Here is a 24189-nt window from a genome sequence, read left to right as displayed (position 1 = left end):
TTCTATTACTATTTATGCATATCTGTCATATTTTTGGAGAGCCAGTAAGAGAGTCCTCCGCTCTGCAAAAGACGTTTTTCCTCCTCGATTGAAGCAGAAATATGCGTTAAATTTTCAGATAACAACTGATGAAAAGTATACAAATGAGGGGCGTTTAGAGCATGTTCTGAAAGTCCGTCGTTGGTGGCTCTTGCAATGTCAGCGAAGTGTTCTATTCCCCCTGTCGTAAAAATGAAGTCCCTAATCTCCCCGAGGGTAAGTTCGCTTTGCGCCTCTGGCCGATGGCTATTCGCGAGGGAGAGCAACGTGTTGTAGCTGCCCGATTTCCAATCTTCTTCCCAATCTTCGTAGTCATCCAGCATCTGCAAGGTGAGCAACACATCATCCATCATCGCCTCGGCAGAGGGCACGGCTTCTTCATGGCCGGTCAGAAGCAAGACGGCGGTGCTACTGAGCTTAAGTGGGCTTGCTTTATGGGAGATTTTCACCCGGTTATTGTTGAAGTAATCGCCTGTGTGTTCATTGCTGACACTGTCGGCCCATTCGGTAATATAGCGACTGAAGAACGACCAGAAGGGGGAATCTGAAGGGAACAGCTGCCGGTAAATCTTGAGGAATTCGACATAGAATAAATTAGCCAGTGGCAAATGTGAATGAGCGAAGGATTCGTGACTGTCCATTAGATCATCCTGAATAAAGAAGTAGAGCATGAGGAACACATTGCCCCGTGACATCTGACGGGTGACCTCAGCCGGCAGGCCGTATCCGTCCCGCAGCCAGAATGGGAGCAGATAACAGATATAGTTCTTGTGACTCCCAGCCGTAAATACGTTAAAATGGTCAAGGTAGGACATGCCCTGACCTTGCAGTGGCTCTGGAAATGCAGAGATGGTACGCCTGCTATCTTCAAACACCAAGCGAAGCTCTTCCTCATAAGCATAAAGCCAGTCCATAGGTACATCTCCTGTCATAAATTTAAATATTATGTAATAAAATGGGACGTTTGTCCTGATTATAGCGTTCTGCTGTGACGATTTCAATCTTAATTTAGGGAGACATAGGACCATGGAATGGTATACTTTCGGGCAAATGCTAATGGCCATCCGGATCGGCCAGAAAGCCGTGACGCCAGATGGACGAACTCTACGGCGTTCCTCTGCAGGATTGTTCTGGAAGGGTGGACGCCAGGAGGGTAAAATTGTAGAGATTAGGGACTATCTTTTCACCGATCTCTGGAGAATTGAGGAAGATGAAGAGAGTGGAGAAGAGGCCGGGAAGCGCGAAGCAGTGGAGCGTAAGGGAAGGGAAATGCTTGAAAATCAATACGAAGAGCTGCGCTGGGAATATCTGATTGAGCGGCGTGGTGGAGCGGACACTACAGGAAGAGGTGGAGAACATGGATAAGGTTGTATTTGGATTGGTTGGCGGCGGCTGGCGGGCCGAGTTTTTCTTGCGGATTGCGAAAGCGCTACCGGAACATTTCTCGGTTGGCGCGATGTACGTGCGGAATCCGGACAAGGCTGAAGACTTGAGCAGAGCTTGGGGCGTGACTGTATATACGGATTTGGAGCAGTTCATCGCGGCGGGAGGTTACTCCTTTGCGGTAGTTTCCCTGAGCCGGGAGGTCAGTCCGTCATTTATAGCAAAACTTGCTGCAGCACAGATTCCTGTGTTGACGGAAACACCGCCAGCCTCAGATTTGGAAGGACTGATCTCACTTTGGGAGACAGTAGGCGGGGCTGCGGCCAAAATCCAGGTTGCTGAGCAATATCTGTTCCAGCCGATGCATGCCGCCAGAATTGCACTGACCCGATCCGGCCGGCTGGGAGAGATCAGTCAAGCTCAGATCTCGGCGGCACATGGCTACCATGGGATCAGCCTGATGCGGCAGTTACTCGGTATCGATTTTCAGAATGTGACCATCAGCGGTCGGGAATTCCTGTCCCCGATTATCAACGGACCGCAACGTAGTGGCCCGCCGGCAGCCGAAGAGACGGTGGAAGCGGATCAGAAGATTGCTTTCTTCGATTTCGGGGACAAGCTGGGACTGTTCGATTTCACGGGTGAGCAATATTTCTCCTGGATCCGCAGCAACCGGATTCTTGTCCGGGGTGACCGCGGGGAGATTGTCAATCATGACGTCGCTTGGCTAGAGAGCTTTGACAATCCGGTGTACACAAACTTGCGCCGCATGGATGCCGGACATGGCGGAAACCTGGAAGGCTTCTATCTTAAAGGAATTATCGCGGACGGAGAATGGCTATACCGCAATCCCTTTATTCCGGCCCGCCTGACGGATGATGAAATCGCAATTGCGGAGAGTCTGGCCCGGATGGCCCACTATGTGCGGGGCGGCCCGTCCTTCTACAGCCTGGCCGAAGGCAGCCAGGATCATTATTTGTCCCTGCTGCTGGATCAGGCTGTCGCCACAGGCACAGCTGTGACTTCAGAGACTCAGCCTTGGGCCTTGTAAGGCTGAGTTACGATCTCACTGCCGCGCTGTGGCAGTGAGGCGGACCTGCTGCAAGCGATCTGCTGCAAGTTGAAGCAGATGGCACGGTGCAGCAGGAAGAAAGCGTATCAGCGCAGCAAGATATAGCGGTCACAAGCGCATCTGCGCAGCAATATATAGCGGTCACAAGCGTATCAGCGCAGCAAGATATGGTGGTATAAAAGCGTAGCTGCGCAGCAAGATAAGCGATACACAAGCGCAGCTGCGCAGCAAGATAGCTTTGCAGCTGCACAAGCAGGCCAGCCTCCGAACGCGGGAGGCTGGCCTGCTGTGTTGTATGTCTGTGCCGATGCATCAGGCACAGCTTGTGGCGTGCGGCACGGGCACGGTTATACGCGTGCCGGCTCCGCAAGGTCTGCGGCCAGCGCTGCGTACTGGCCGCGCAGGCGGACCAGCTTGGCGGTGCTTAGCGCCAAGCCGCCCGGCCGGTTGCGCTCCGTCCAGAGCAACCGGTACTCGTGGAGCAGCAGATCCAGATCATGGATCTGCGCGGCGAGCAGGCCGCGGTCCACTTGATCCCGGCCCGCTGCCAGTTGGAGCTTCAGTCTGCCAAGCTGCACCGCATGGCTTATGAAGTGCACCCCACTGCGCAGTTCCCGCAGCACGAGTTCTGCATCCTCGCACTGTAGAGCTAGCCCTTCGATCCGTTCAGCGATATTTCTAGCGTAGTTTTCCAGTTTGTCGAAATGTTCTGCGGTCAACTTCCCGATAATCCGTAGATTATCCAGGTCGCTGCGCAGCAGCATGGACAACTCGGAGTCGTTGCCGTGATAGGTGGCTTCTAGTGTATAGTAGTTGCCGAGATCTAGCAGCAGCTGCCCGATGTTTGAAGAATGGTCCGCAAAAAGGAATTGATTCAGATATTCTGGAACATTGACCTCCAGATTATCGTTAACACTCCAGGCAAGTGCAGCACCGTAGACAAATCCGGCATAGCTGACCGGAAGCTGCTGCCAATGTCCATGGTCGCCCCAATCTGTAATGAGGTAGCCGATGGCACCATTGGTTTTGCCGTGAACAGCAGCACTGCGTAAGTTGGCCAGCATGTTGTCAGTACGTCCGGTCAGGGAGTTCCAGGAGCTGGTTCCGGGACAGACATAGAATGGAATGCCTGCCTCGCGGAATTTCAGTGTGTCCGCTTCAAATGGATGCTCGGCACTATAGCCCCATTCCATCGCGATGATATTCTTGGGGAGCTGAGGGATTAACTCGGGATGCTGGATAATAATATCGCCCCAGAACTGCATGGTTTTACCGCGGGCTTCCACCAGTTCTTGAATCTTTTGCAGAAAGGACAGGTACAGTGAGCCCTTGCCTTGCTCCTCTGCCAGCGCCTTACTTTTGCCAAGCCCAAGCTCGTAGGTTTCGTCGCAGCCTACATTGAATTTGGAAGAGCTGAAGTAGGGCAATAGATCATCGTACATTTTCTCCAGCAGCTTAAGTACCTCAGGGTCTTCCGTATCAAAGGTGCCGGGATGCATAGGCAGTCCATCTGGATAAAATTCGCTGTAGTACATGCTTTCCGGTAGTGAGAAGCCTTCCGGGATCTCAGCCAGGTGATTGAATTCCGGCCGGGTCAGCCAACCCTCCATATGTCCGAAGCTGTTCTGATTAGGCACTAGCTCGATGTAGCGCTCCTTGCAGTAGGCATCCAGCTGAAGGATTTCTTCACCGCTGATTGGAGTTTCCAGTTCCCACACCTGAGGGAAAGACTCGTAGGCAAAAGGTGCGCCTTCTATATATAGCTGCAATTCATTGAGCTTTAGATCCGCCATTAGATCCACGATTTTGAACAGGGTGCCGAGTTTCGGAACTTTGTTCCGGCTAATATCAATCATCAGGCCCCGTGCGCCGAAGTCTGGTTCATCCCGGATCGTAAGGAATGGGAAGCTTCTTCCGGTCTGCTTCAGAATCTGCTTCAGTGTTGCTACTGCCAAGAAAGCTCCCTGCGGAGAGCTGTAAGTCACGTTGACACCAGTCACGCCGGAATGAATCTCATACGCCTGTGGAGGTAGAGCGGAATCTTGATTGAATACGAAGGCCGGTTGAACCGTTGACCGGGTACCAATGGACAAGGCTAACTCAAAGTTCAAGGTTTGCGTAATGAACTGCTGAAGTCTGCGTGCAGCCGGCAAGATCCCGGTTGGTGTAGAACTGGCAATAACAATTCGGCCGTTGGCCGGGATAACATAGGCACCTTCGGCCACGTCCAATGACTTGGGATGGGGAAGAAGCTGTAAGGAGACAAATTCAGGCATAGCATAGCCACCTCTTATTCATGTAGAATATGATCATCTTCCCTTTAACGATAACACCAGAAAACCAAGGAAGGAATGCATATGATGCCCAAGCTCATGGATTATACGATCAGCCCTTATCCGATTGTCATCATAGATCCCAAGGTGGATGCCTCCCGGTTGAAACTGAAGCCTATTCGAGTCGGGCAGGTGGGTCATTTGCCGGGAAGAACACTATTTCGATCAGAAGTTGTGTTCGAGCAGTGGGCGATTGTGTATATCGTCTCCGGCAGCGGTACTTATATGGAGAATGGCGGCAAGATGCAGCAGGTACGCGAAGGCAGCCTGTTCTTCTTTAGGCCGGGATTTACCTACAACTTTGGCCCCGCTCCGGGCGGGAGCTGGGATGAATACTATATCAACTTTAGCGGAACGCGTATTGCTGAATGGCTGGAGTCAGGTCTTATTGCTGGGGGCATCGTATTTCAGGCGGAGGGTGTCAAGGGACTGCAGGAGGTTTTCGAAGCTGTACTCGGCCAGATGGAAGGGGGCGCTCCGGAAGATGCCGACCGGGCAGCGTTGTGTCTCGAACGAATGCTTTTGGAGTGTTCATTTATAATAGAAGAAAAAAATCGGCCATCTCAGGTTGATCCCATGCCTCAGATCAGGGAGGACCTAAATTTTTGTGTCTATGGCACGATGGACTTGCACCAGATTGCCGCGAAGCACCACATCTCCATGTCCACCTTGCGCCGCCTGGTTCGCCGCAGTAGCGGGTATCCCTTGCAGGAATATATTCACCGGTTGAAGATGGCTGAAGCGAAGCATTTGCTGCTCAATACCTCACTTCAGGTGAAGGAAATTTCGGGACTGCTGCATTACAGTGATCCTTTTTATTTTTCCCGGTTGTTTAAGAAGTATATGGGCATTTCACCACTGTTATGTCGCAATAACATATGATTAAACGACATTAAATCCGCTTATTCCCCTTTACTTTGTCGTAATTTGCAGTTTCTTGTTGACTTTTTTTATAGAACAATGATACTGTTTAGTTTATATAAGTGAGTTCACTTTAGTGCTTACGTACTATTAGCGGAGATGAAGGTCATGAGGGAATTTTACTGCATCCGTTGTCACAATCTCCATAGTGTAGACACCAGAGCATCATCACTGCGCATCCTGACCACGGGGTATCATATTGTGGAGGGACAACGTTATCAGATTTGTATATGTGAATCCTCGAATTTGTATGATGCTGTTGCCAAGCAATCGGAATAACCGTCGGATACCAAGAGGTTTTCTTGGGGAATTATTGAAAATAAACTTAAAACAGCCTGTCCGAAAATCGGATAGGCTGTTTGTGATGAAGATCTGACATATATCTCACATTGAATTCGCTTTCTTTTCGATATTTGGATACAAATAGCTTATCCACCAGAAAAAAAGGGCGTTTTCGCGTTATTTATTTGTAATGTAAACGCTCACAACAATGCCGTCAACTTGTTATTGTGATTTTTCTCATGTATGATGCTTTTATCAAAGCACAAATATAGCTGGCATTTTCCACAAAACTGGGGAACAGGGTGGTGGGAATGAATATTAAATCAACTGCGGAAGACAAAATGATTGCCTTTTACCGATGCTTTTCATTGTCCCTTACGTCATTAATGTTTCTTTTTAAACCGGCGGGACCTTCCGTATTATACAAATCCCTTATCATCATTCTGTTATTTATTTTGGCTCAAGGCTTCGTTATGGGTTACCGAAGGCTTCGAAGCAGACCGCGCATCCTAATGATGGCTGTGAGCACAGAGATGGCACTGATTATTCTGCTTACTTTACTTACCGGGGGCTATGACAGCCCATTTAGGCTTTATGTACTTAATCCCGTCCTCATTGCTGCAGGATCATTGTCCTTGTACTTTGGTTGGAGCCTGCTTCTTAGTTATATCGGCATAGTTATTGCTTTTTGTTACCTTTTTCTCAATTCTGCGAATAAGTCTTTCGCCGCAGCTGTTCTTGAGAATGGGAACTTGTTTCTAGCACTAGTACTTACTCTTATCGTAATGCAGATGGTGGCCAGAATCAAACGTCAGCGGGAGGAAGCCAACGCTAGGACCAAAGAAACGCTCGAACAGATCAAATCGCTATACCATATCGTTGAAACATCCAGCCAGCATGATTTCATGAATATTGGCCAAGTGATTACGGACTATGTGGTGAAGCTTACGAAGCTGGATAAGGCGTTGTTCTGGTTCGCCAAAAAAAGCGGGGAGCCTGCACCGGAGAGCCGGCAGACCGGATGGCATCAGGAAGATGAGCTATTTCTCTTCTCCGAACTAGAGAAGCATGAACATGAGTGGCGACTACAACGCGATCCCGTATTCAAGAGTCTGCCCGGACTCGGTGATTTTCTGCTGATGCCTGTCCGTATGAGTACCCGGTTTGTAGGCATGATTGGCGTGAAGCTGGAATACGCGGAGGGTCTGGAAGGGCGAAGATGGTACATTCAGCAGTTGATGTTCCTGTCGGAGCTGAGTGCGATCATTATGGAGCGCCATGAGCTGGGTGTTATCGAGAACCGGCTGATCATCACGAATGAGCAGAATCGGATTGCCGACGAAATGCATGACAGTGTGTCGCAAAGCCTATTCGGCATCGTCTACGCAACGCATTCTCTGAAGCAAACCTGGAGGAAGCTGCCTGATTATCAGCTCGAGGAGCAGATAGACCTGATTCATGAATCAGCCACCAAGGTTGCCAAGGAGCTGCGAATTACCATCTACAGTCTCAGTTCCAAGAAAAGCGGTGGGCCTACTTGGCTGGGTATGGTTCGTTCGCACCTAAAAAGCTTATCCAGGTTGAATGATGTGGAGATTGAACTTAAAATAACGGGGGACGACTTCAGTCTTCCTTACCCTTACCATAAGGCGTTGTTCCGAATTATCTCGGAAGCTACAGGCAATGCCATCCGCCATGGGGCGGCGAGTCGAGTGGAAGTTGAACTGTCTCTGAAGCCCAAGTGGATCAGATTGTCCATTTCTGATGATGGGACCGGATTTGATGCAGCTCTGCTACACACCGAATCTGAAGAAAGCACTGGCGGACTCGGTATGAAGAATATGCAGTATCTCACCCAGTCGTTGGGCGGCGATTTTCAATTATCAAGCAGTAGGAATGCAGGTACCAAAATATTGATCCTGATACCTGTCGGCACGGCGGAACTGAAAAATGCATAAATTTTAGGCAGGAGGTCGTTTGAGTGAAAATCGTCATTGTAGATGATCACCCGTTGGTGAGAAGAGGATTGGCAGCGGTCATTTCGATGCAGCCTAATGTGCAGTTTGCAGGCGAGGCTACAAATGGCCAGGAAGCGTTGTTTGTGATTGAGGAGACGCAGCCGGATCTTGTGCTGATTGATCTGAAGCTGGCCGATGAGTCGGGACTGGATGTAATCAAGGCGGCACGTACACGCGGGATATCCAGCAAATTTATTTTATTAACTTCGTCTGCTAGTAGGGAAGACTTCCTTAAGGCGGAGGAGGTGCTCGTCGACGGGTATGTGCTTAAGGAGGCACTACCTGAGGAATTGCTGTTCGCCATCCAGTTGGTACACAAGGGGAGGAAATATTATGACCCCGGACTGATGGAGGACAAGATGCGGATGACGGGCAGCAGCCCGACCGACGAGCTGACGCCGAAGGAGAAGGAAGTGCTGATCGAGCTTGGGCAGGGGGCCTGCAACCGGGAGATTGCCTCAAGACTCTTTATCAGTGAATTTACGGTGAAGAAGCACGTCAGCCAAATCCTGGCGAAGCTGCAGGTTGCCGACCGTACACAGGCGGCGCTGTATGCCAATGCGGTTGGACTGACGAAATTCGAAATGTCATATGATTAAGGCGACCCGCCTTAGGCGGGATCGCCAGAAGAACACGGACTATTGTCCGTGTTCTTTTTTTTATGCCTACACAGCTTAGCACCTTAACCTGAACAATTTCTGAACACTACTTGATGTTATCGATATGGCACTAAAGTATACCGTACCCCCCTCTAAAGGCGTATGCCCCCTTATCCCAAAGTGAAAAGGAAAGTAAAGATATGGCCCATGTGGGGACATGATGTGATCGGTAGAATAAAAGTAAGATAACTGAAAATTTCATGGATGCTTTCAAAGCATTTTATGCGGAAGGAGGGTTACTGTGGAAAAGACGATTCTGGACTATATTCACTTGATCAAGAAAAGGCTATGGCTGATTACGGTATTTGTACTGATCTCCTGTGCTACAACCCTCTACGTCAGCAAAAACTTCGTTGTACCCGTCTACTCCGCCTCCGGACAGTTGCTTGTTAACAACATTGCAAATGTGCCCGCAGGTAGCAACCTCAACGAGTTGAACTTCAGCCTCAATCTCATCGAGAGCTACAAGGAGATCCTTAAATCTCCAACGATCTTGAAGGAGGTTGTAGCTGAGCATCCTGAGTTCGGCCTGACGCAAGAGAAGCTGAGAAAGAAGCTGGACATCAAGTCTTCGGACAAAAGCCAGGTGATTAACCTCAGTGTGGAGGATGAGAACTACACCAAAGCAGCCGGCATTGTAAATGCCGTGTCGCAGACCTTCATCCGCAGCCTGCCGTCACTGATGAAGCTGGACAATGTGACGCTTCTAACACCGGCTGATCCGGCCAACAAGCCAGTTGCAGCAAATGCAGGTATCCTGATGAATATTGTCATCAGCTTTGTCGTTTCACTCATGGCGGCGCTCGGCATTATTCTCCTGATGGAGACGTTGAACAGCACGCTCCGCTCGGAGAAGGAAGCAGAGATCGAGATTGGTCTTCCGGTCATCGCCAGCATCCCGGCCATTCGCAAGCGCGATCTGAGCAAGGGTGCAGGTCTCAATGAGAGAGTAGGGGAGGGCACCTATGCTGCCGCTAAATAGCAGTTTGATTACAGATTTTAATCCTTCTTCACATATTTCGGAATCGTTCCGTTCGCTACGTACCTATATCCGGCAGCTTGGCTTGCTGCACAAAGACGGTGGCCAAGTGCTGCTCTTTACTTCAGCAGAGAGGGGCGAAGGCAAGACAACGATTTTGTCGAATCTGGCGGTGTCCTTTGTGCAGGATGGCAAGAAAGTGGCAGTGGTCGACTGTAATCTGCGAAATCCGGGACTTCACACTGTATTCGGGGTCGACGGCGGCGAAGGGCTGGCAGCTTATCTTGACGGGCTGAAAGAAGCGGATGAGATTCCTGTTCAGGGGAAGCTCGACAATCTTACCGTGATTCCGGCAGGGCACGCCGTAGTTAGTCCGCCGGATCTACTGGGCAGTGATAAGATGGCCGCCTTGCTGAAGGCACTCAAAGACAGTCATGATCTCATCCTGGTTGATTCGCCTCCAGCCGTTGCTTACAGTGATGCCCGAATTCTGGCACCTCAGGCGGACGGAGTGATCCTTGTCGCTAAATACGGGAGAACCAAGCGTGACTCATTGCGCAAGGTGAAAGTGCTGCTGGAGCAGACCGGCTCCAAGATTCTTGGTATTACTATGAACCAGAGTAAATAACGATACATTCAGGCTATCGAAACTTTTAGGAGGTAGAGTGCGATGAAAAAGGTGAAAAAAGTAATTATCCCTGCAGCAGGTCTGGGTACGCGCTTTCTTCCTGCCACAAAGGCCATGCCTAAGGAGATGCTTCCCATTATCAACAAGCCCACGATTCAGTACATCGTGGAGGAAGCTATTGCCTCCGGCATTGAGGACATCATCATTGTTACCGGTAAAGGGAAGAGAGCCATTGAAGATCATTTTGACAACGCATTTGAACTGGAGTCCCGCCTGCTTGAAGACGGTAAGCTGGAGCTGCTAAAGGAGGTTCAGCGTTCTTCCAAGGTGGAGATTCATTACATTCGCCAGAAGGAACCGAAGGGTCTCGGTCATGCCGTTTGGTGTGCCAGACGTTTCATTGGTGATGAGCCCTTTGGCGTTATGCTTGGCGACGATATTGTCACTGGAAGAACTCCATGCTTGAAGCAACTGATTGATCAGTATGAAGAGACGCAGAATTCGGTAATCGGCGTGCAGGAAATTCCGGAAGAATTAACGAGCCGCTACGGGATTATTGAGCCTGATTTCCAGGATGGACAGCTGTATCGGGTGAACAACTTTGTAGAGAAGCCGCCGCTGGGCACAGCCCCTTCTAACCTGGCGATCATGGGTCGTTACGTATTTACACCGAAGATTTTTAAATACCTGGATCTGCAGGAAACGGGTGCGGGTGGCGAGATTCAATTGACGGATGCCATTCAGAAGCTGAACCAGAGTGAGCGAGTGTACGCGTATAACTTCGACGGTACAAGGTATGATGTTGGCGAACGGCTCGGGTATATCTTGACTACCTTGGAATTCGCGCTGCAAAACGAGGATTTGCGTTACCCCGTGATGGATGCTATGGCGGAATGGCTAAGCAAAGCCGGACAAACTACCCTGACAGGATAAGCTTAAACCCGCCGGAATGATCCGGTAAGCTAACAAAATTTGTGAACATGAGGAGAGTTGAGCATGCAAAAACTGCCGGAAGACTATGAGTACGTCCTGCCGAAACTTTACATGCTGCATGCCAAGGAGGAGGCGAAAGATTCCGATTCCTATCTGGTAATGAAACGGATGATCGATGTCTTCTGTTCTGCCCTTGGCCTTCTCGTCTTGCTGCCGCTGTTCCTGGTAGTGGCTGCTATGATCAAGCTGGAAGATCCCAAGGGGAAAGTATTCTTCCGGCAGAACCGTGTAGGCAAGCACGAAAAGCAGTTTCCGATGTACAAATTCAGATCCATGGTATCTAATGCCGAGGAGCTGAAGGAACAACTGCTGGCCTATAACGAAGTAAGCGGAGCGATGTTCAAGATCAAGAACGATCCGCGGATCACACGGACAGGAAGATTCCTGCGCAAGACGAGCATCGATGAACTGCCGCAGCTTTGGAACGTGCTGCTGGGCCATATGAGTCTGGTAGGTCCGCGTCCGCCGCTACCGGAAGAAGTAGCACAGTACACAGAATATGACAAACAGCGCCTTACCGTCACACCGGGCTGCACGGGTTACTGGCAAGTCAATGCCCGTAACAGTGTCGGTTTCGACGAGATGGTGCAGCTCGACTTGACTTATATTCATATCCGCAGCACGATGCTGGATTTGAAAATTATCTTGAAGACCGGCCTCATGCTTCTGGGGTCCAAAGACGCTTATTAATCTTGTGGAAATTAGGTGAATGCCGATGCGTGAACACGGAGTCGCTCCCAAGATTTCCATCATCATTTGCACATATAACCGGGCAGCTCTACTGATCAAGACCCTCCATTCTCTGGTACCGCTGGAGAATTTGGAGCAAGCAGAGATCATCGTGGTGGATAACCGCTCGAAGGATGATACGGCGTCCCTGGTCAGGACGTTTATCGAAGATTACAGGACAGAGATGGATATTCGCTACATTTTCGAACCTATGCAAGGATTGTCGGCTGCCCGAAATACAGGGATACTGGCCTCCAAATCCTCGCTAATTGCTTTTCTGGACGATGATGCGATACCTTGCCGGACCTGGATTACAACCATTGTATCCACCTTTGAGGAACGGCCGGAAGTGATGGCTATGGGAGGTAAAATTGCCCCGATCTTCGAGACAGGCCGGCCGGAATGGCTGATCAAGCCATTCGAGCTGCCTTACACCATTGTCGATCTTGGCAACAGGGTTAAGGAGTATCCGGGTCGTCTGCATCCCTGCGGAGCCAATATGGCGATGCGCAAGCCAGTCTTTGATATCAGCCTGTTTCCACTGGATCTGGGCCGGAAGGGGGAATCCCTTTTGTCTGGCGAAGAGACCTGGTTGTTCGGGCAAATCAAGCGTCAAGGGCATGCGATCCTGTACCATCCGGACATGGCAGTGGATCATTTTGTTCCGAAGAGCCGTCTGTCCGAGGACTGGATTCTGAAACGGTATTACAGCCAGGGCATTTCCAATGCCATGAAAAGCGAAAGCTTGAAGGACCGGGTGGTCCTGCTGGGAACAACAGCTGCGAAAGTGCTGTACATCATGGCGGATTCGGTGCTTTCCCGGAGCCGGGGAAAACGGCTTTTGAACAAGTGCAGACTGGAAAGCATCCGGGGAACCCTGCACATGATCTGGAACCGGAAGAGAGAATCCGCAGCGGGGTGAGGGGAAGGACATGACTAATTTTGGATGGAGCTTCAAAGCAGGCGCTGTTCCGTATGGGGTGCTCTATCTCATCTCCGCCCTGCTTCTGGGAACAGCGGTGATCTACCAGCCGTTGCTTGCAGCCGCTGTCGTACTACTGATTATTCTGCTGGGAATCTCGATCGCGCGTCCGGAATGGATCAGCTATTTTGTTCTGCTGACGACAGCAATCTCCGTCAACTTTCTGTATGAGGGCAGCCTCTTCGGGATAGAGATTCTATCGCTCTACAAGCTGGCTATTCTGGCCCTGCTGGTGCCGTGTATCCTGGTAAATGGTCTGCGGTTCAAGCTGAGTCAGCCCTTATGGGCCTTACTCGTGCTGGTGTTCATCACCTTCGGGTTCTCGATCTGGCTACCACAGATGACTTCATCCATCGCTGTTAAGGCGTTTATCGGTCTGTCGCTTCCCTTTGTATTTCTCCTGATCAACTGGAAAAAAGAAGTCGCTGAGCAGCAGATTCGTATCATTTGCCTGCTGCCGCTGGTCAGCTTACTGGCTGGAGCACTGCTGCAAGCTGCACATCTCCATTCTTTCTTTGATGTTGAATTCACAGGGGCGGTGCGGGTGCAGGGGGCTAACATCCCTTCGCATCTGGCGATGCTGGCTTTTCTGGGAGTCGCCATCCCGTTCATTGAGATTAAGCGCTACCCTCAGCGCGCCAAGTTCTTTTACACCCTGCTCGGTCTGAATTTCTTCATTCTGATTGGAACAGGAACACGGGGGCCGATTCTAGCCCTGGGCCTTATGGTCCTCTACTACTTCTACGATATTCTGAAGCAATATCTGAAAGGGAAGACCCTGTACCTGATTCCGCTGCTCTGCTCGTTTCTCCTGATCTTTGCCGCGGTATATATGCAGCTCGACAACCTCAAGAAGCGTTCTTTTGAACGGACGACGGAAACGGGAGTGGATCTGTCAGGGCGGACGGAGGCCTGGGCGTATTTTCTGAACAAGGCGGAGGATTCCCCTTGGGCAGGAAGAGGCCTGGGAGCAGTAACAGTGGCGAATGACGGCTCTTTATACAAAGGCTTTGTCGTTCCTCATAACGAGTACATCCGGTTTTATTTTGATAGCGGGTATATTGGCGCCAGCCTGTTGATGCTCTCCTTATTGGCTGTATTTCTTCTGGTTTACAGAGCTTTGGCACCGCCGGTCAAACCGTATTATGTGTTTTTTATTGCAGCGTTTCTGATCTATTCGTTCTCCGACAACACGCTGTCGACGGTCCAATTTATTATCCCGTTCTGTTGGTACCTGAACTGCCTGTATCGATCTTCACGGTAGGCCGATCCCCACAAAAAGAAGTGATACGATGAATCAAGTAAATATGTTCGATGTCAAATTTGATAACTATGATTTCATGGATTTGCTCGATTACATTGACAAGACAATCCGGGAACGGAGCCAATCCTACATCCTGACCTGCAATGTCGATCATGTGATCAAGCTGCGCAAGGACAAGGAATTTCAGAATGTGTACTCAGAGGCGGGTGCGGTGGTGGCAGACGGAATGCCGCTCATCTGGGCTTCGAAAATGCTCGGCAAGCCGCTCAAGCAGAAGGTATCCGGCGCGGATCTGTTCAATCGGCTGGGCAATGCCTTTGAGCAGCGGAAATACCGGCTGTTCCTGCTTGGCTCAGCTGAAGGGGTGCCGGAGAAAGCGATCCTTAACCTGAAGGCGGCATATCCCGGAATGAATATCGTCGGTTCTTACTCTCCCTCCTATGGCTTTGAGCATAACGAGGAAGAGAACGAGCGAATTGTGAGAATGTTGACTGAGAGCCGGCCGGACATTGTGTTCGTCGGGGTAGGCGCACCCAAGCAGGAAAAATGGATCTATCGCCATTACACCTCTTATCAGGCACCGATCTCAATAGGTGTGGGTGCAACCTTCGATTTCCTCTCCGGTTCGGTGAAGCGGGCCCCCGACTTTATGCAGCGAACCGGTCTTGAATGGTTCTGGCGTCTGAGTCAGGAGCCGAGGCGATTGTGGAAAAGATATCTGGTCGATGACGCGCAGTTTTTGGTCCTGCTCCTTAAGGAGTTGCGGAAGCGGGATAAAGCGAAGGGAGGCAGGGGGAGACAATCATGATGAGCCGGAATGAGAACAGCCTGACCCTGCCTTCACTGGCAACCTTAAAGACGGCAGGGAACACTTGGGCACTGGCAGCTATCTGCCTAGTGCTTCCGCTAGCCATTGGCTTTGCCAGCGCTAAGCTAAGTCCCGCCAACAGTTTACAGGGGGCGATTCTGGCGGGTGTATTATTCCCGGCCTTCCTCCTGGCACTGTTGAAGCCGCGTCTGCTGTTAGCCTACACGCTGCTGATCTGGGCCATTGCCCCGGAGCTGCGGCGGATCTCCGACTGGTCGGAGGGCGTGTACCATTCCGTATCCATGCTCAGTCTGGCACCTCTGCTGACCGGGGCGACCTTGGCTATTCCAGTGCTGCGGGAGATTCATAAGATCAAGAAGCCTTCTGCCCGCATCATTCTTCTGTTCGGAACTGCACTTATCTACGGTGCCCTGATTGGGCTGGCGAAGAACGGTATGAGCTCCGTCTATGATCTGGCTAACTATTTGGTCCCGCTGATGCTGATTCCGTACTTTGCGGTCATGCGTTTCACGGCCAAGGACATCGACCGGCTGCTTTACGACTACGCGAATATAGCTGTCCTGGTCTCGATTTACGGGATCGTGCAATATTTGGTTGTTCCGCCATGGGATGCCTTCTGGATGAACCACGCAGAGATGATCTCGATTGGTTTTCCGGTCCCGCTGGAAATTCGGGTCTTCTCCACGTTGAACTCTCCCGGTCCGGCCGCAGCTTTTCTTGTCTTCGCGCTGGTGCCGATGATTCTGGAGAAGCGCTGGCAGGGAACACTCCGCTGGGTCGGCGTTATGCTCGTTGTAGTCTGCCTGCTGACGACTTTGGTCCGCGCAGCCTGGCTGGTTCTGCTGGTCATGCTACTTGTCTACATTGCGTCTTCCCCCTCCAAGGGGAAGTGGAAGACATTGCTCCAGCTCATATTCGTCGCCGCAGTGCTTTTCTGGATTGTTCCGAAGCTGCCAGGTGCCGAAGGGCTGGTGGCGAGAATGGAGACCCTGGGCTCCGTTCAGGAAGACCACTCTTATAACGAACGCCTTGATCTGTGGCAGCGGATGGTGCCGATGGTCGCTTCCAATCCGGTAGGGCAGGGAATCGGCAGCGTCGGCCAAGGGACGAAGATTGGCAATGGTGGCGAGCTTGGGGAGTACGGCAACATGGACAACGGCTTCATTGCCTTGTTGCTGACCTTTGGTGCCTTGGGCGGACTGTTTTTCTTCTGGGCACTGGGAGCGGTGCTGAAGCAGATTGTGACCAGAGTGACCAGCAGGGATAGCCTGCAGCCGTATGCCCGGTTGTCCCTGGCGGCCTGGATGGGAGCAATCGCCTCGCTGATGTCCGATAACGGGTTCCCGGGACTCAAGGGATACCTGATCTGGATGCTGATTGGCCTTGGTCTCAGCGGCAAAGAGATTATAGAGAGCAGAAAGAAGGGAGCACCACATGCAGCAATTGAACGCAAAATCACTTCCGGCTAGCTCGATATGGTCCTCCCTCCGGCAGTTCACCAAGAGCAATGATAATAGCTCGGCTGCAGTGAAAACCATGTTCGTTAGTGTACTGATCCTGGTACTGAACATGCTGACGGGCGTACTGACCGCCCGCTATCTTGGTCCATCAGGTCGCGGTGAGCAGACAGCGATGGTGAACTGGTCGCAATTCCTGGCGTTCAGCATGAGCTTCGGCATTCCGTCGGCGCTGATCTATAACGCCAAGAAGAACCCGGAGGATGCCGGCATCCTGTACCGGATGTCGCTGCTGATCGGTCTTTGCTTCGGCGCAGCCGCTACGGTGGTTGGTGTTGTGGTGTTGCCCTACTGGCTGAAATCCTTCAGTCCGGAAGTCGTCCGTTTCGCACAGTGGTCGATGCTTCTGTGTCCACTGATTGTGATCTCACAGGTCAACAATGCCGCGTTCCAATTCAGAGGCGATTACAAGCGATTTAACTGGATGCGGTATCTGGTTCCACTGCTCACCCTGGTGATGATCGGGATTCTGATATTTACGAAAACCATCAGTCCCTTTACTACAGCAATGGCTTATCTGCTGCCGGCTGTACCGATCTACATCTATATTACAATCTCGCTGCTTCGTGCCTACAAGGTGAAGATGAGAGATGCCTACCTGAACTTCAAGCGATTGTTCACCTATGGGATGGGCTCTTATGGTAATGACCTGCTGGGGCAGTTCTCGTACTATATTGACCAAATTATCATTGCAGGTCTGCTGCGGCCTGCGGATCTCGGACTGTATGCGGTGGCGGTCAGCCTGTCGAGAATGGTTAATTTCTTCTCGACCTCGATTACGATTGTGCTGTTCCCCAAAGCATCCGAGCTGCCCAAGGATGAGGCGATCGCACTGACGTTCAGGGCCTTTCGTATCAGTACAACGTTCACCCTGTTAGGATCGTTGTTCCTGATGGTTGTAGCACCGTTCGTGATTCCTTTGTTGTACGGTAAGGATTTCAATACGGCACTGACCGTGTTCCGCTTGCTGCTGCTGGAAGTTACGATCAGCGGAGGCACACTGATCCTCGCGCAGGCGTTCATGGCGCTTGGCAAACCGAAATTCGTATCCATTCTTCAAGGCGTAGGTTTGGCACTGGTAATTCCACTGCTGTTTATCCTGGTACCGCGGTTCGGATTGTTCGGTGCCGGTGCGGCGATGCTCTCGTCGGCTGTTCTGCGGTTTGGTTTTATCATTCTGAATATTCGCTACAGCCTGAAGGTCAAGATTCCGCGGCTGCTGATTAACGCGCAGGATATCCGCTGGATGAAGACGACGATGAATTCCTACATTCGCAAGAAACCTGCGGATGCCCAAGGTTAAGGGCAAGAGAACTTAAGTAATAGAAGGAGGAACCCCTCATGGATTCAGTGACAAGCGTGCTTGGCAGTCCGGGTAGTTATCCGATCTCGGCTGTCATTATCGCTCAGGACGACGAAACTCGCATTTCCAAGGCCATTCTGTCCTGCAGACTTTTTGCCGACGAGGTTGTAGTCATCGACGGAGGCAGCAAAGACGGAACGGTAGGGCTCGCCGAGAGCTTGAATTGCCGGGTGTTCGTTAATCCATGGCCCGGATACGCGAAGCAAAGGGAATTCGGAGTGGAACGCGCCGTCCATGATTGGGTCTTTCTTATTGATACCGATGAAGTGGTCAGCGACGAACTGGCTGCCGATATTCTTGAACGCAAGCCCGGGCTGTCCGATCCCGGCGTGGCCTATTCGTTATACCGGATCGGAGATTTCCTGGGCCGATGGCTGGATCGTGGAGAGCGTCTGGTGCGGCTGTACAATCGCACCCAATATGGCATCCGCAACAGTCTGGTCCATGAAATGCCGGATGTGTCAGAGAAGGATACCGTCCGCTTGCAAGGAACCTTGTGGCATCAGGGCTTCCGCAGCATTAATGACCATGTGGCCCGGTTCAACAAGTATACCGACCTTGAGGCGCAAAGCGCCCATGACAGCGGCAAGCCGTTTCGGATCAGCCATCTACTGCTGAGACCCCCGGCGCGTTTTCTGCAGAAGTATTTTATACATGGATTGTTCAGGAAGGGGATGGCGGGTTTCGCCGTATCCGTATTTTGGGTGATGTATGAATTCATGGTTGCCTTCAAGCACTACGAGTTAAAAAGCGCAAAAAAGCTGGCGAAGCACAATGAGCTGGCACACAATCAAACACTGGCTGAGGTCCAGGCGCAAATTCAGGCCCAGACCCAGGCGGAGAAGGATAAGAAGGGGGAGAGAAGTTATGCCGTACAATGACGGATTGAACATTATGACAACAGGCCTTAGCTGGCCGTCATTACAGCCGGGTGGACTTAATACGTATTTCAAATCCATCTGTGAGCAGCTCTCCTCACGCAACCGGGTGCATGCCCTGATATGCAGTCAGGAAACGCCGCAGGTTCAGGGCCAGCTCATTATTCACAACGCCGGTGATCCCAAGGAATCCATATGGAAACGCAGAGATGCATTCCAACGTAAAGCGGCGGAGCTGATGGGAAGTGGCAGCGGAAGAGTGGATGTGCTGTACTCTCATTTTGCACCCTATGGTCTTGGTCCGGCGATTGAGGCCAAAAAACGCGGCATTCCGGTAATCATGACCTTTCACGGTCCGTGGAATGAAGAGATGAAGATCGAAGGCCGGGGCATCAAGCACCGGGTCAAAACGACGCTCGCCAAATCCATTGAACGCAAAGCCTATAAGCTCGCAGATAAATTCATCGTACTCAGCGAGACCTTCCGTGACATTCTGCATGAACTGCACGGGGTTCCGCTTCATAAGATCATCGTCATTCCCGGAGCCGCTAATGTGGATCGATTCCATCCGGCGACCAACAAGCTGGCGATCCGCCGGGCGCTGAATCTGCCGGAGGGTGCCACGACGGTGCTTACCGTGCGCAGGCTGGTGAACCGGATGGGGCTGCTGCAGCTGCTGGATGCCTGGAAGCAGGTCTCGGAGCGCTTCCCGAATGCGATTCTGCTAATCGGCGGCAAGGGACCGCTGCGCGGAGAGCTGGAGGAGAAAATAGCCGACTATGGACTGAACAATAAGGTTCGTCTGCTTGGCTATATTCCTGACCAGGATCTGGCTGGCTATTATCAGGCTGCTGATATGTTCGTGGTGCCTTCACAGGCACTGGAGGGCTTCGGTCTGATTACAGTCGAGGCACTAGCCACTGGACTTCCGGTTATGGCGACTCCGATCGGTGGCAACCGGGAGATCCTGCAGGGCTTCCGGCCAGAGCTGCTGTTCAAGAGCCCGTCCAGCGAGCATATAGCGGACGGCATTATCCACATGCTTGGCAACCGCAAGCTACTCCCGAGCCGGGAAGAATGCCGGGAACATGCCCTGGAGAAATATACTTGGGAGCATGTGGCGGATGACGTTGAATCCGTCTTCCATCAAGCGCTCGAAAAGGATGTGGCAGCAGGATGCTAAAAGTTGCTTACATCGATCATACCGCCAAGTGGAGCGGCGGGGAAGTCGCGCTGTTCAACATCCTTACGAATATTGGCGGACAAATTGAGCCGCTAGTTATTTTAGCCGAAGAGGGAACCTTGGCCGACCGATTGCGGGAAAAGGGTATCGACGTGCGGGTTATCCCGCTCGATGAGAGCATCCGTAGCCGGGGCCGCAATGCAGTGAATCTGGGTGCTCCAGCAGCTGCGTTAGGCCTGCTGACTTATGGCCGCAAGCTGGCACCGATCCTGAAGCAGGAGAAGGTGGACTGCGTGCATACCAACTCGCTGAAGTCGGCATTGTACGGAGCAATCGCTGCTAAGAAAGCGAAAATCCCGTTGATCTGGCATATCCGTGACCATATTGGTGTTCCGTATTTGAAGCCAATTGTTGCTAAAGCCATCCGGCTATTGTCACGTTTGCTCCCGAACGGCGTCATCGCGAATTCCCACTCCACGCTCAGCGCTTTGGAGCTGCCGAAGTCGAAGAAGACGCTGGTGGTCTACTCAGCCTTTGCCAAAGCCATCGGCAGCGGGATTGGAATCGGCCGCAAGGATCGTAAGGACTTTAACGTTCTGCTGGTAGGTCGGCTGGCACACTGGAAGGGCCAGCATATTGTACTGGAAGCTGCGAAGACGTTCAAACACGACGAGCGGGTGAAGTTCTGGCTGGCAGGTGATGCGTTATTCGGTGAAGCAGAATACAAGAATGAGCTGATCACGACCATCGAGCGCGAGAAGCTGTCCAATGTGAGCCTGCTAGGTCATGTGGAGGATATTCAGGGCCTCATGGCCAAAGCGGATTTATTGATTCACACCTCGGTGACCCCTGAGCCATTCGGCCAGGTGATTGTCGAAGGCATGGCAGCGGGCCTGCCGGTTATTGCCTCCAATGAAGGCGGTCCGGTGGAGATCGTAGTTCCAGGTCAGACTGGGTTGTTGATTCAGCCCGGAGATCCGGTTGTTCTGGCCGAGGCCATTACCTGGATGCTGAATCATCCGGAAGAAAGACGCGTGATGGCGGAACACGGCATGAAGCGTGTGAAGGAGCATTTTGTGATCGAGAACACGGTGAAGGATATTGTAGATTACTACAAAGGTCTAGTCGCAGGCACCTGACACCCCTGATCAATCTTCGGCTTTGACCGGAGCGAACCCATGAAGCTGACAATTTGACGATGAAATGACTTTCTGATCATGATGCTCCATAAAACTTTGAGGATGATTCACATGAAAATTGCGATAGCGCACGATTACCTGATTCAGATGGGGGGAGCGGAACGCGTGGTGGAGGTGTTCCACCAGATGTATCCGCAAGCTCCGATATACACCACGGTTTTTAATGGAAGCCGTCTGACCGATAACCTCAAAGATGCCGACATCCGAGCTTCCTGGCTGCAGAAAATCCCGGGCGTGAAAAGCAATTTCAAAAATGTGCTGCCGCTGTATCCGATGGCTGTCCGCGATCTGGATTTCAGCGAATTCGATATCGTTGTAAGCTCCAGCAGTGCTTTTATGAAAAGCATTGAGGTGCCAAAAGCGACATTCCACCTGTGCTACTGCCACACGCCTATGCGGTTCGCCTGGGATTACGATACTTACATGGAGCGGGAGTCCAATTCCAATCTGTTCAAAAAGCTGCTGAAGGTGTACATGGAACAGCTTAAGAGCTGGGATCAGCGGACCTCCAAAAATGTAAACCAGTTCGTCGCCAATTCCTCTGTCGTGAAGACGCGGATTCAGAACTATTATCACCGCGATGCGGATGTGATTTTTCCACCGATTAATACGTCCCGCTTCTCAAGCTCGGACTCTATCGGAGATTATTACCTGATCGTCTCCCGGCTGGTCTCCTACAAGCGGATTGATCTGGCGGTGGAAGCCTTCAACCGGAACGGACTGAAGCTGTATATCGTTGGCGACGGGCCGGACCGCAAGCGTCTGGAAGGCATGGCGAAGGACAATGTGTCCTTCCTGGGCCGGCTGGCCGATGACGAGGTTACCGGGCTGATGTCACAGTGCCGCGCGTTTGTTTTTCCAGGGGAAGAAGATTTCGGAATCACGCCGCTGGAAGCGAATGCTGCAGGACGTCCGGTTATCGCCTATCAGGCAGGGGGCGCGCTGGACACAATTGTCCCTTATGTCAACGGTGTGTTCTTCCGCCATCAAGAGGTTGAGGATCTGCTGGAAGCCATAGGCGAGGTGGAGGCTCATGCCTGGAACATCGACGGGATTATCGGTCATGCCCAGAAATTCGACGAGCAGGCGTTTATGACCCGGTTTAAGCAGTATGTGGAACAGGCATATGTGAATTTTCTAAAAGGAGGATGATTGTATGAAGCTGGCAGTAATCGGCACCGGTTATGTAGGCCTCGTGTCTGGCGTTTGTTTTGCGCTCAATGGAAATCAAGTCATCTGCGTGGATAAGGATGCGGAGAAAATAGCAAAGCTGAACCAACTGGAATCCCCTATCTACGAGCCGGGCATCGAAGCGCTGATCGAGATGAACACTCAGGAGGGCAGACTGTCCTTCTCCGCAGATCTCCGGGATTCGGTGCGCCGCTCCGATATTGTCATCCTTGCTGTAGGAACACCTTCGTTACCAGGTGGAGAGGCCGACCTTCGTTATATTGAAGGGGCTGCCGCAGAAATTGGTCAGGCGATGGAAGGCTATAAAATCATCATGACCAAATCGACTGTACCGGTGGGGACGAATGAGAAAATCCGCCAGATCATCTCTACACATACGCGGCATCCATTCGATGTTGTATCTGCACCTGAATTTCTGCGCGAAGGTTCAGCGATCCAGGATACCCTGCATCCGGACCGGATCATTGTCGGCCTGGATAATCCTGTGCTGGAGCCGCTCATGCGCGAGCTTCACCAGGGCTTTACGGACAACATTTTCGTGACGGATATCCGCAGTGCGGAAATGATCAAATATGCATCCAACGCTTTTCTGGCGACGAAAATCTCCTTTATTAATGAGATCGCTAATATTTGCGAAAAGGTGGGCGCCGACGTCACTGAAGTGGCGCAAGGCATGGGTATGGACCGCCGTATCGGCTCCTCCTTCCTGCAAGCGGGTATCGGCTATGGCGGCTCCTGCTTCCCTAAGGATACCAATGCCCTGATTCAAATCGCCGGCAACGTCGATTATGAATTCAAGCTGCTAGAATCCGTTGTTGAAGTCAACAAAGGGCAGCGTTTCATGATCATCTCCAAGCTGCATGAATCACTCGGCAGCTTGCGCGGGGCCGTCATCGGCGTGTGGGGTCTTGCCTTTAAGCCTAACACCGATGATGTCCGCGAGGCTCCGGCGCGTGAAATTGTAGAAGCACTGGTAGCCGAGGGGGCTACTGTGAAGCTGTATGACCCGATTGCCGCCGACAACTTCCGGCAGCAATACGACCATCCGCAGCTCCGCTGGTGCGGACTGCCGGAGGAAGCTGCCGCAGGCAGCGATGCGATCTGCCTCCTGACAGACTGGAGCGTGTTCAAGGATATCGATCTGCACGGGCTAGCGGAAAGCATGCGCCGCCAGGTCCTGATCGATGGCCGCAACGTCTACTCCAAGGAGCAAATCGAAGGCACCGGCCTGGAGTACCATTCCGTGGGCCGTCCACAGATGGGCGGCTTGAGCGGCTACTCGCCAAGCGTAGCCGGCGCGGTATAAAACTGAGGCTGCGCCAGTTTGGCCGGTTTGGTAAGGCAGGGGACTGCACTAGCTATGCTAGTGCAGTCCTAGAGTCGATGTGGCTGACGCATAGGGGGAACTCTAGTGGGCGCTCGTATCGGCAGATGCAGGGTAACACTGGTGAGGCTCATACTAGCTGAATTACAGGAGAACCGATAGTGGCTGCTCGTATTAGCTGAAGTAGGAGAACCGGTAGTGGGAGCTCGTATTAGCTGATATAGGAGAACCGCTAGTGGGAGCTCGAATTAGCTGATATAGGAGTAACCACTGGTGGAGAGCTCATACTAGCTAACATAGTGAGAACTTTCCTGTGCACCTGTGCTCGCCAGTCCAGCCAACAGAACTGACTCCGTGGCCCTACGGGACAGTTACTTTCGCCCCAAACTGACCAGAAAAAGAGTGACGGAAGTACAGGCAATT

Annotated in this window: 21 protein-coding genes; 19 read left to right on the top strand and 2 right to left on the bottom strand. The window is 51.8% G+C overall.

Features of this window, described 5'->3' with window-relative positions; translation table 11 throughout:
* Positions 1–8: 8 nt before the first annotated feature.
* Positions 9–953: a hypothetical protein gene (locus tag ACFVU8_RS25560; RefSeq protein ID WP_387431080.1), complete on the bottom strand. Its 945-nt coding sequence runs from the start codon at positions 951–953 to the stop codon at positions 9–11.
* A 112-nt stretch (positions 954–1065) separates the two neighbouring features.
* Between ACFVU8_RS25560 and ACFVU8_RS25555 the strand changes: the two genes are divergently transcribed.
* Together ACFVU8_RS25555 and ACFVU8_RS25550 are read left to right on the top strand one after the other, a co-directional pair.
* Complete coding sequence (locus ACFVU8_RS25555; protein ID WP_387431078.1) at positions 1066–1404, top strand: hypothetical protein; 339 nt, start codon at positions 1066–1068, stop codon at positions 1402–1404.
* Complete coding sequence (locus tag ACFVU8_RS25550) at positions 1397–2473, top strand: Gfo/Idh/MocA family protein (RefSeq protein WP_387431076.1); 1077 nt, start codon at positions 1397–1399, stop codon at positions 2471–2473. The genes ACFVU8_RS25555 and ACFVU8_RS25550 overlap by 8 nt, the downstream gene beginning before the upstream one ends.
* A gap of 368 nt (positions 2474–2841) precedes the next feature.
* Here ACFVU8_RS25550 and ACFVU8_RS25545 read toward each other — a convergent pair whose 3' ends face one another.
* On the bottom strand, positions 2842–4770 hold the full coding sequence (locus ACFVU8_RS25545; protein WP_387431074.1) for a beta-N-acetylhexosaminidase: 1929 nt from the start codon (positions 4768–4770) through the stop codon (positions 2842–2844).
* Positions 4771–4851: 81 nt separating this feature from the next.
* Here ACFVU8_RS25545 and ACFVU8_RS25540 point away from each other — a divergent pair, with 81 nt between their 5' ends.
* The 17 genes from ACFVU8_RS25540 (at position 4852) to ACFVU8_RS25460 (ending at position 23748) form a co-directional block, all read left to right on the top strand.
* Complete coding sequence (locus ACFVU8_RS25540; protein WP_379467289.1) at positions 4852–5709, top strand: helix-turn-helix domain-containing protein; 858 nt, start codon at positions 4852–4854, stop codon at positions 5707–5709.
* A gap of 632 nt (positions 5710–6341) precedes the next feature.
* Complete coding sequence (locus ACFVU8_RS25535; RefSeq protein ID WP_379467288.1) at positions 6342–7988, top strand: sensor histidine kinase; 1647 nt, start codon at positions 6342–6344, stop codon at positions 7986–7988.
* A gap of 23 nt (positions 7989–8011) precedes the next feature.
* The gene (locus ACFVU8_RS25530; protein ID WP_379467287.1) at positions 8012–8647 is read left to right on the top strand and encodes a response regulator; all 636 of its coding nucleotides are present in this window, start codon (positions 8012–8014) and stop codon (positions 8645–8647) included.
* A 301-nt stretch (positions 8648–8948) separates the two neighbouring features.
* A complete protein-coding gene (locus ACFVU8_RS25525; RefSeq protein WP_379467286.1) occupies positions 8949–9689 on the top strand; it encodes a YveK family protein in 741 nt (246 codons plus the stop codon).
* Positions 9673–10314: a CpsD/CapB family tyrosine-protein kinase gene (locus ACFVU8_RS25520; protein ID WP_379467285.1), complete on the top strand. Its 642-nt coding sequence runs from the start codon at positions 9673–9675 to the stop codon at positions 10312–10314. Before ACFVU8_RS25525 ends, ACFVU8_RS25520 begins: the two co-directional genes overlap by 17 nt.
* Before the next feature lie 42 nt (positions 10315–10356).
* Positions 10357–11247 (top strand): UTP--glucose-1-phosphate uridylyltransferase GalU, encoded by an 891-nt coding sequence (gene galU / locus ACFVU8_RS25515; RefSeq protein WP_066377222.1) that lies wholly within the window; start codon positions 10357–10359, stop codon positions 11245–11247.
* Between the two features lie 57 nt (positions 11248–11304).
* Entirely contained in the window at positions 11305–11997 is a 693-nt protein-coding gene (locus ACFVU8_RS25510; RefSeq protein ID WP_066377223.1) for a sugar transferase, read from the top strand.
* Positions 11998–12022: 25 nt separating this feature from the next.
* The gene (locus tag ACFVU8_RS25505; RefSeq protein WP_379467284.1) at positions 12023–12958 is read left to right on the top strand and encodes a glycosyltransferase; all 936 of its coding nucleotides are present in this window, start codon (positions 12023–12025) and stop codon (positions 12956–12958) included.
* A gap of 10 nt (positions 12959–12968) precedes the next feature.
* On the top strand, positions 12969–14282 hold the full coding sequence (locus ACFVU8_RS25500) for an O-antigen ligase family protein (protein ID WP_387431071.1): 1314 nt from the start codon (positions 12969–12971) through the stop codon (positions 14280–14282).
* Between the two features lie 28 nt (positions 14283–14310).
* Complete coding sequence (locus ACFVU8_RS25495) at positions 14311–15090, top strand: WecB/TagA/CpsF family glycosyltransferase (RefSeq protein WP_387431070.1); 780 nt, start codon at positions 14311–14313, stop codon at positions 15088–15090.
* Positions 15087–16580, top strand: coding sequence for an O-antigen ligase family protein (locus ACFVU8_RS25490; protein WP_387431067.1), 1494 nt, complete (start codon positions 15087–15089; stop codon positions 16578–16580). The genes ACFVU8_RS25495 and ACFVU8_RS25490 overlap by 4 nt, the downstream gene beginning before the upstream one ends.
* Positions 16546–17931 (top strand): lipopolysaccharide biosynthesis protein, encoded by a 1386-nt coding sequence (locus tag ACFVU8_RS25485; RefSeq protein WP_379467280.1) that lies wholly within the window; start codon positions 16546–16548, stop codon positions 17929–17931. Before ACFVU8_RS25490 ends, ACFVU8_RS25485 begins: the two co-directional genes overlap by 35 nt.
* 38 nt (positions 17932–17969) lie before the next feature.
* Positions 17970–18872: a glycosyltransferase family 2 protein gene (locus tag ACFVU8_RS25480; RefSeq protein WP_379467279.1), complete on the top strand. Its 903-nt coding sequence runs from the start codon at positions 17970–17972 to the stop codon at positions 18870–18872.
* Positions 18859–20052: a glycosyltransferase family 4 protein gene (locus tag ACFVU8_RS25475; RefSeq protein ID WP_379467278.1), complete on the top strand. Its 1194-nt coding sequence runs from the start codon at positions 18859–18861 to the stop codon at positions 20050–20052. The genes ACFVU8_RS25480 and ACFVU8_RS25475 overlap by 14 nt, the downstream gene beginning before the upstream one ends.
* Positions 20046–21191 (top strand): glycosyltransferase family 4 protein, encoded by a 1146-nt coding sequence (locus tag ACFVU8_RS25470; protein WP_379467277.1) that lies wholly within the window; start codon positions 20046–20048, stop codon positions 21189–21191. Before ACFVU8_RS25475 ends, ACFVU8_RS25470 begins: the two co-directional genes overlap by 7 nt.
* A gap of 111 nt (positions 21192–21302) precedes the next feature.
* Positions 21303–22403 carry a glycosyltransferase gene (locus tag ACFVU8_RS25465; protein WP_066377246.1) on the top strand — a complete coding sequence of 367 codons (1101 nt, stop codon included), beginning with the start codon at positions 21303–21305 and terminating at the stop codon, positions 22401–22403.
* 4 nt (positions 22404–22407) lie between these two features.
* The gene (locus ACFVU8_RS25460) at positions 22408–23748 is read left to right on the top strand and encodes a UDP-glucose dehydrogenase family protein (protein ID WP_387431065.1); all 1341 of its coding nucleotides are present in this window, start codon (positions 22408–22410) and stop codon (positions 23746–23748) included.
* The last annotated feature ends 441 nt before the right edge of the window (positions 23749–24189 follow it).

The organism is Paenibacillus sp. NPDC058177 (assembly GCF_042883835.1).
Taxonomy (GTDB): domain Bacteria; phylum Bacillota; class Bacilli; order Paenibacillales; family Paenibacillaceae; genus Paenibacillus_AQ; species Paenibacillus_AQ agri.
Note: the sequence above shows the minus strand (reverse complement) of the source record. Positions and strands in the feature narration are given on the sequence as shown.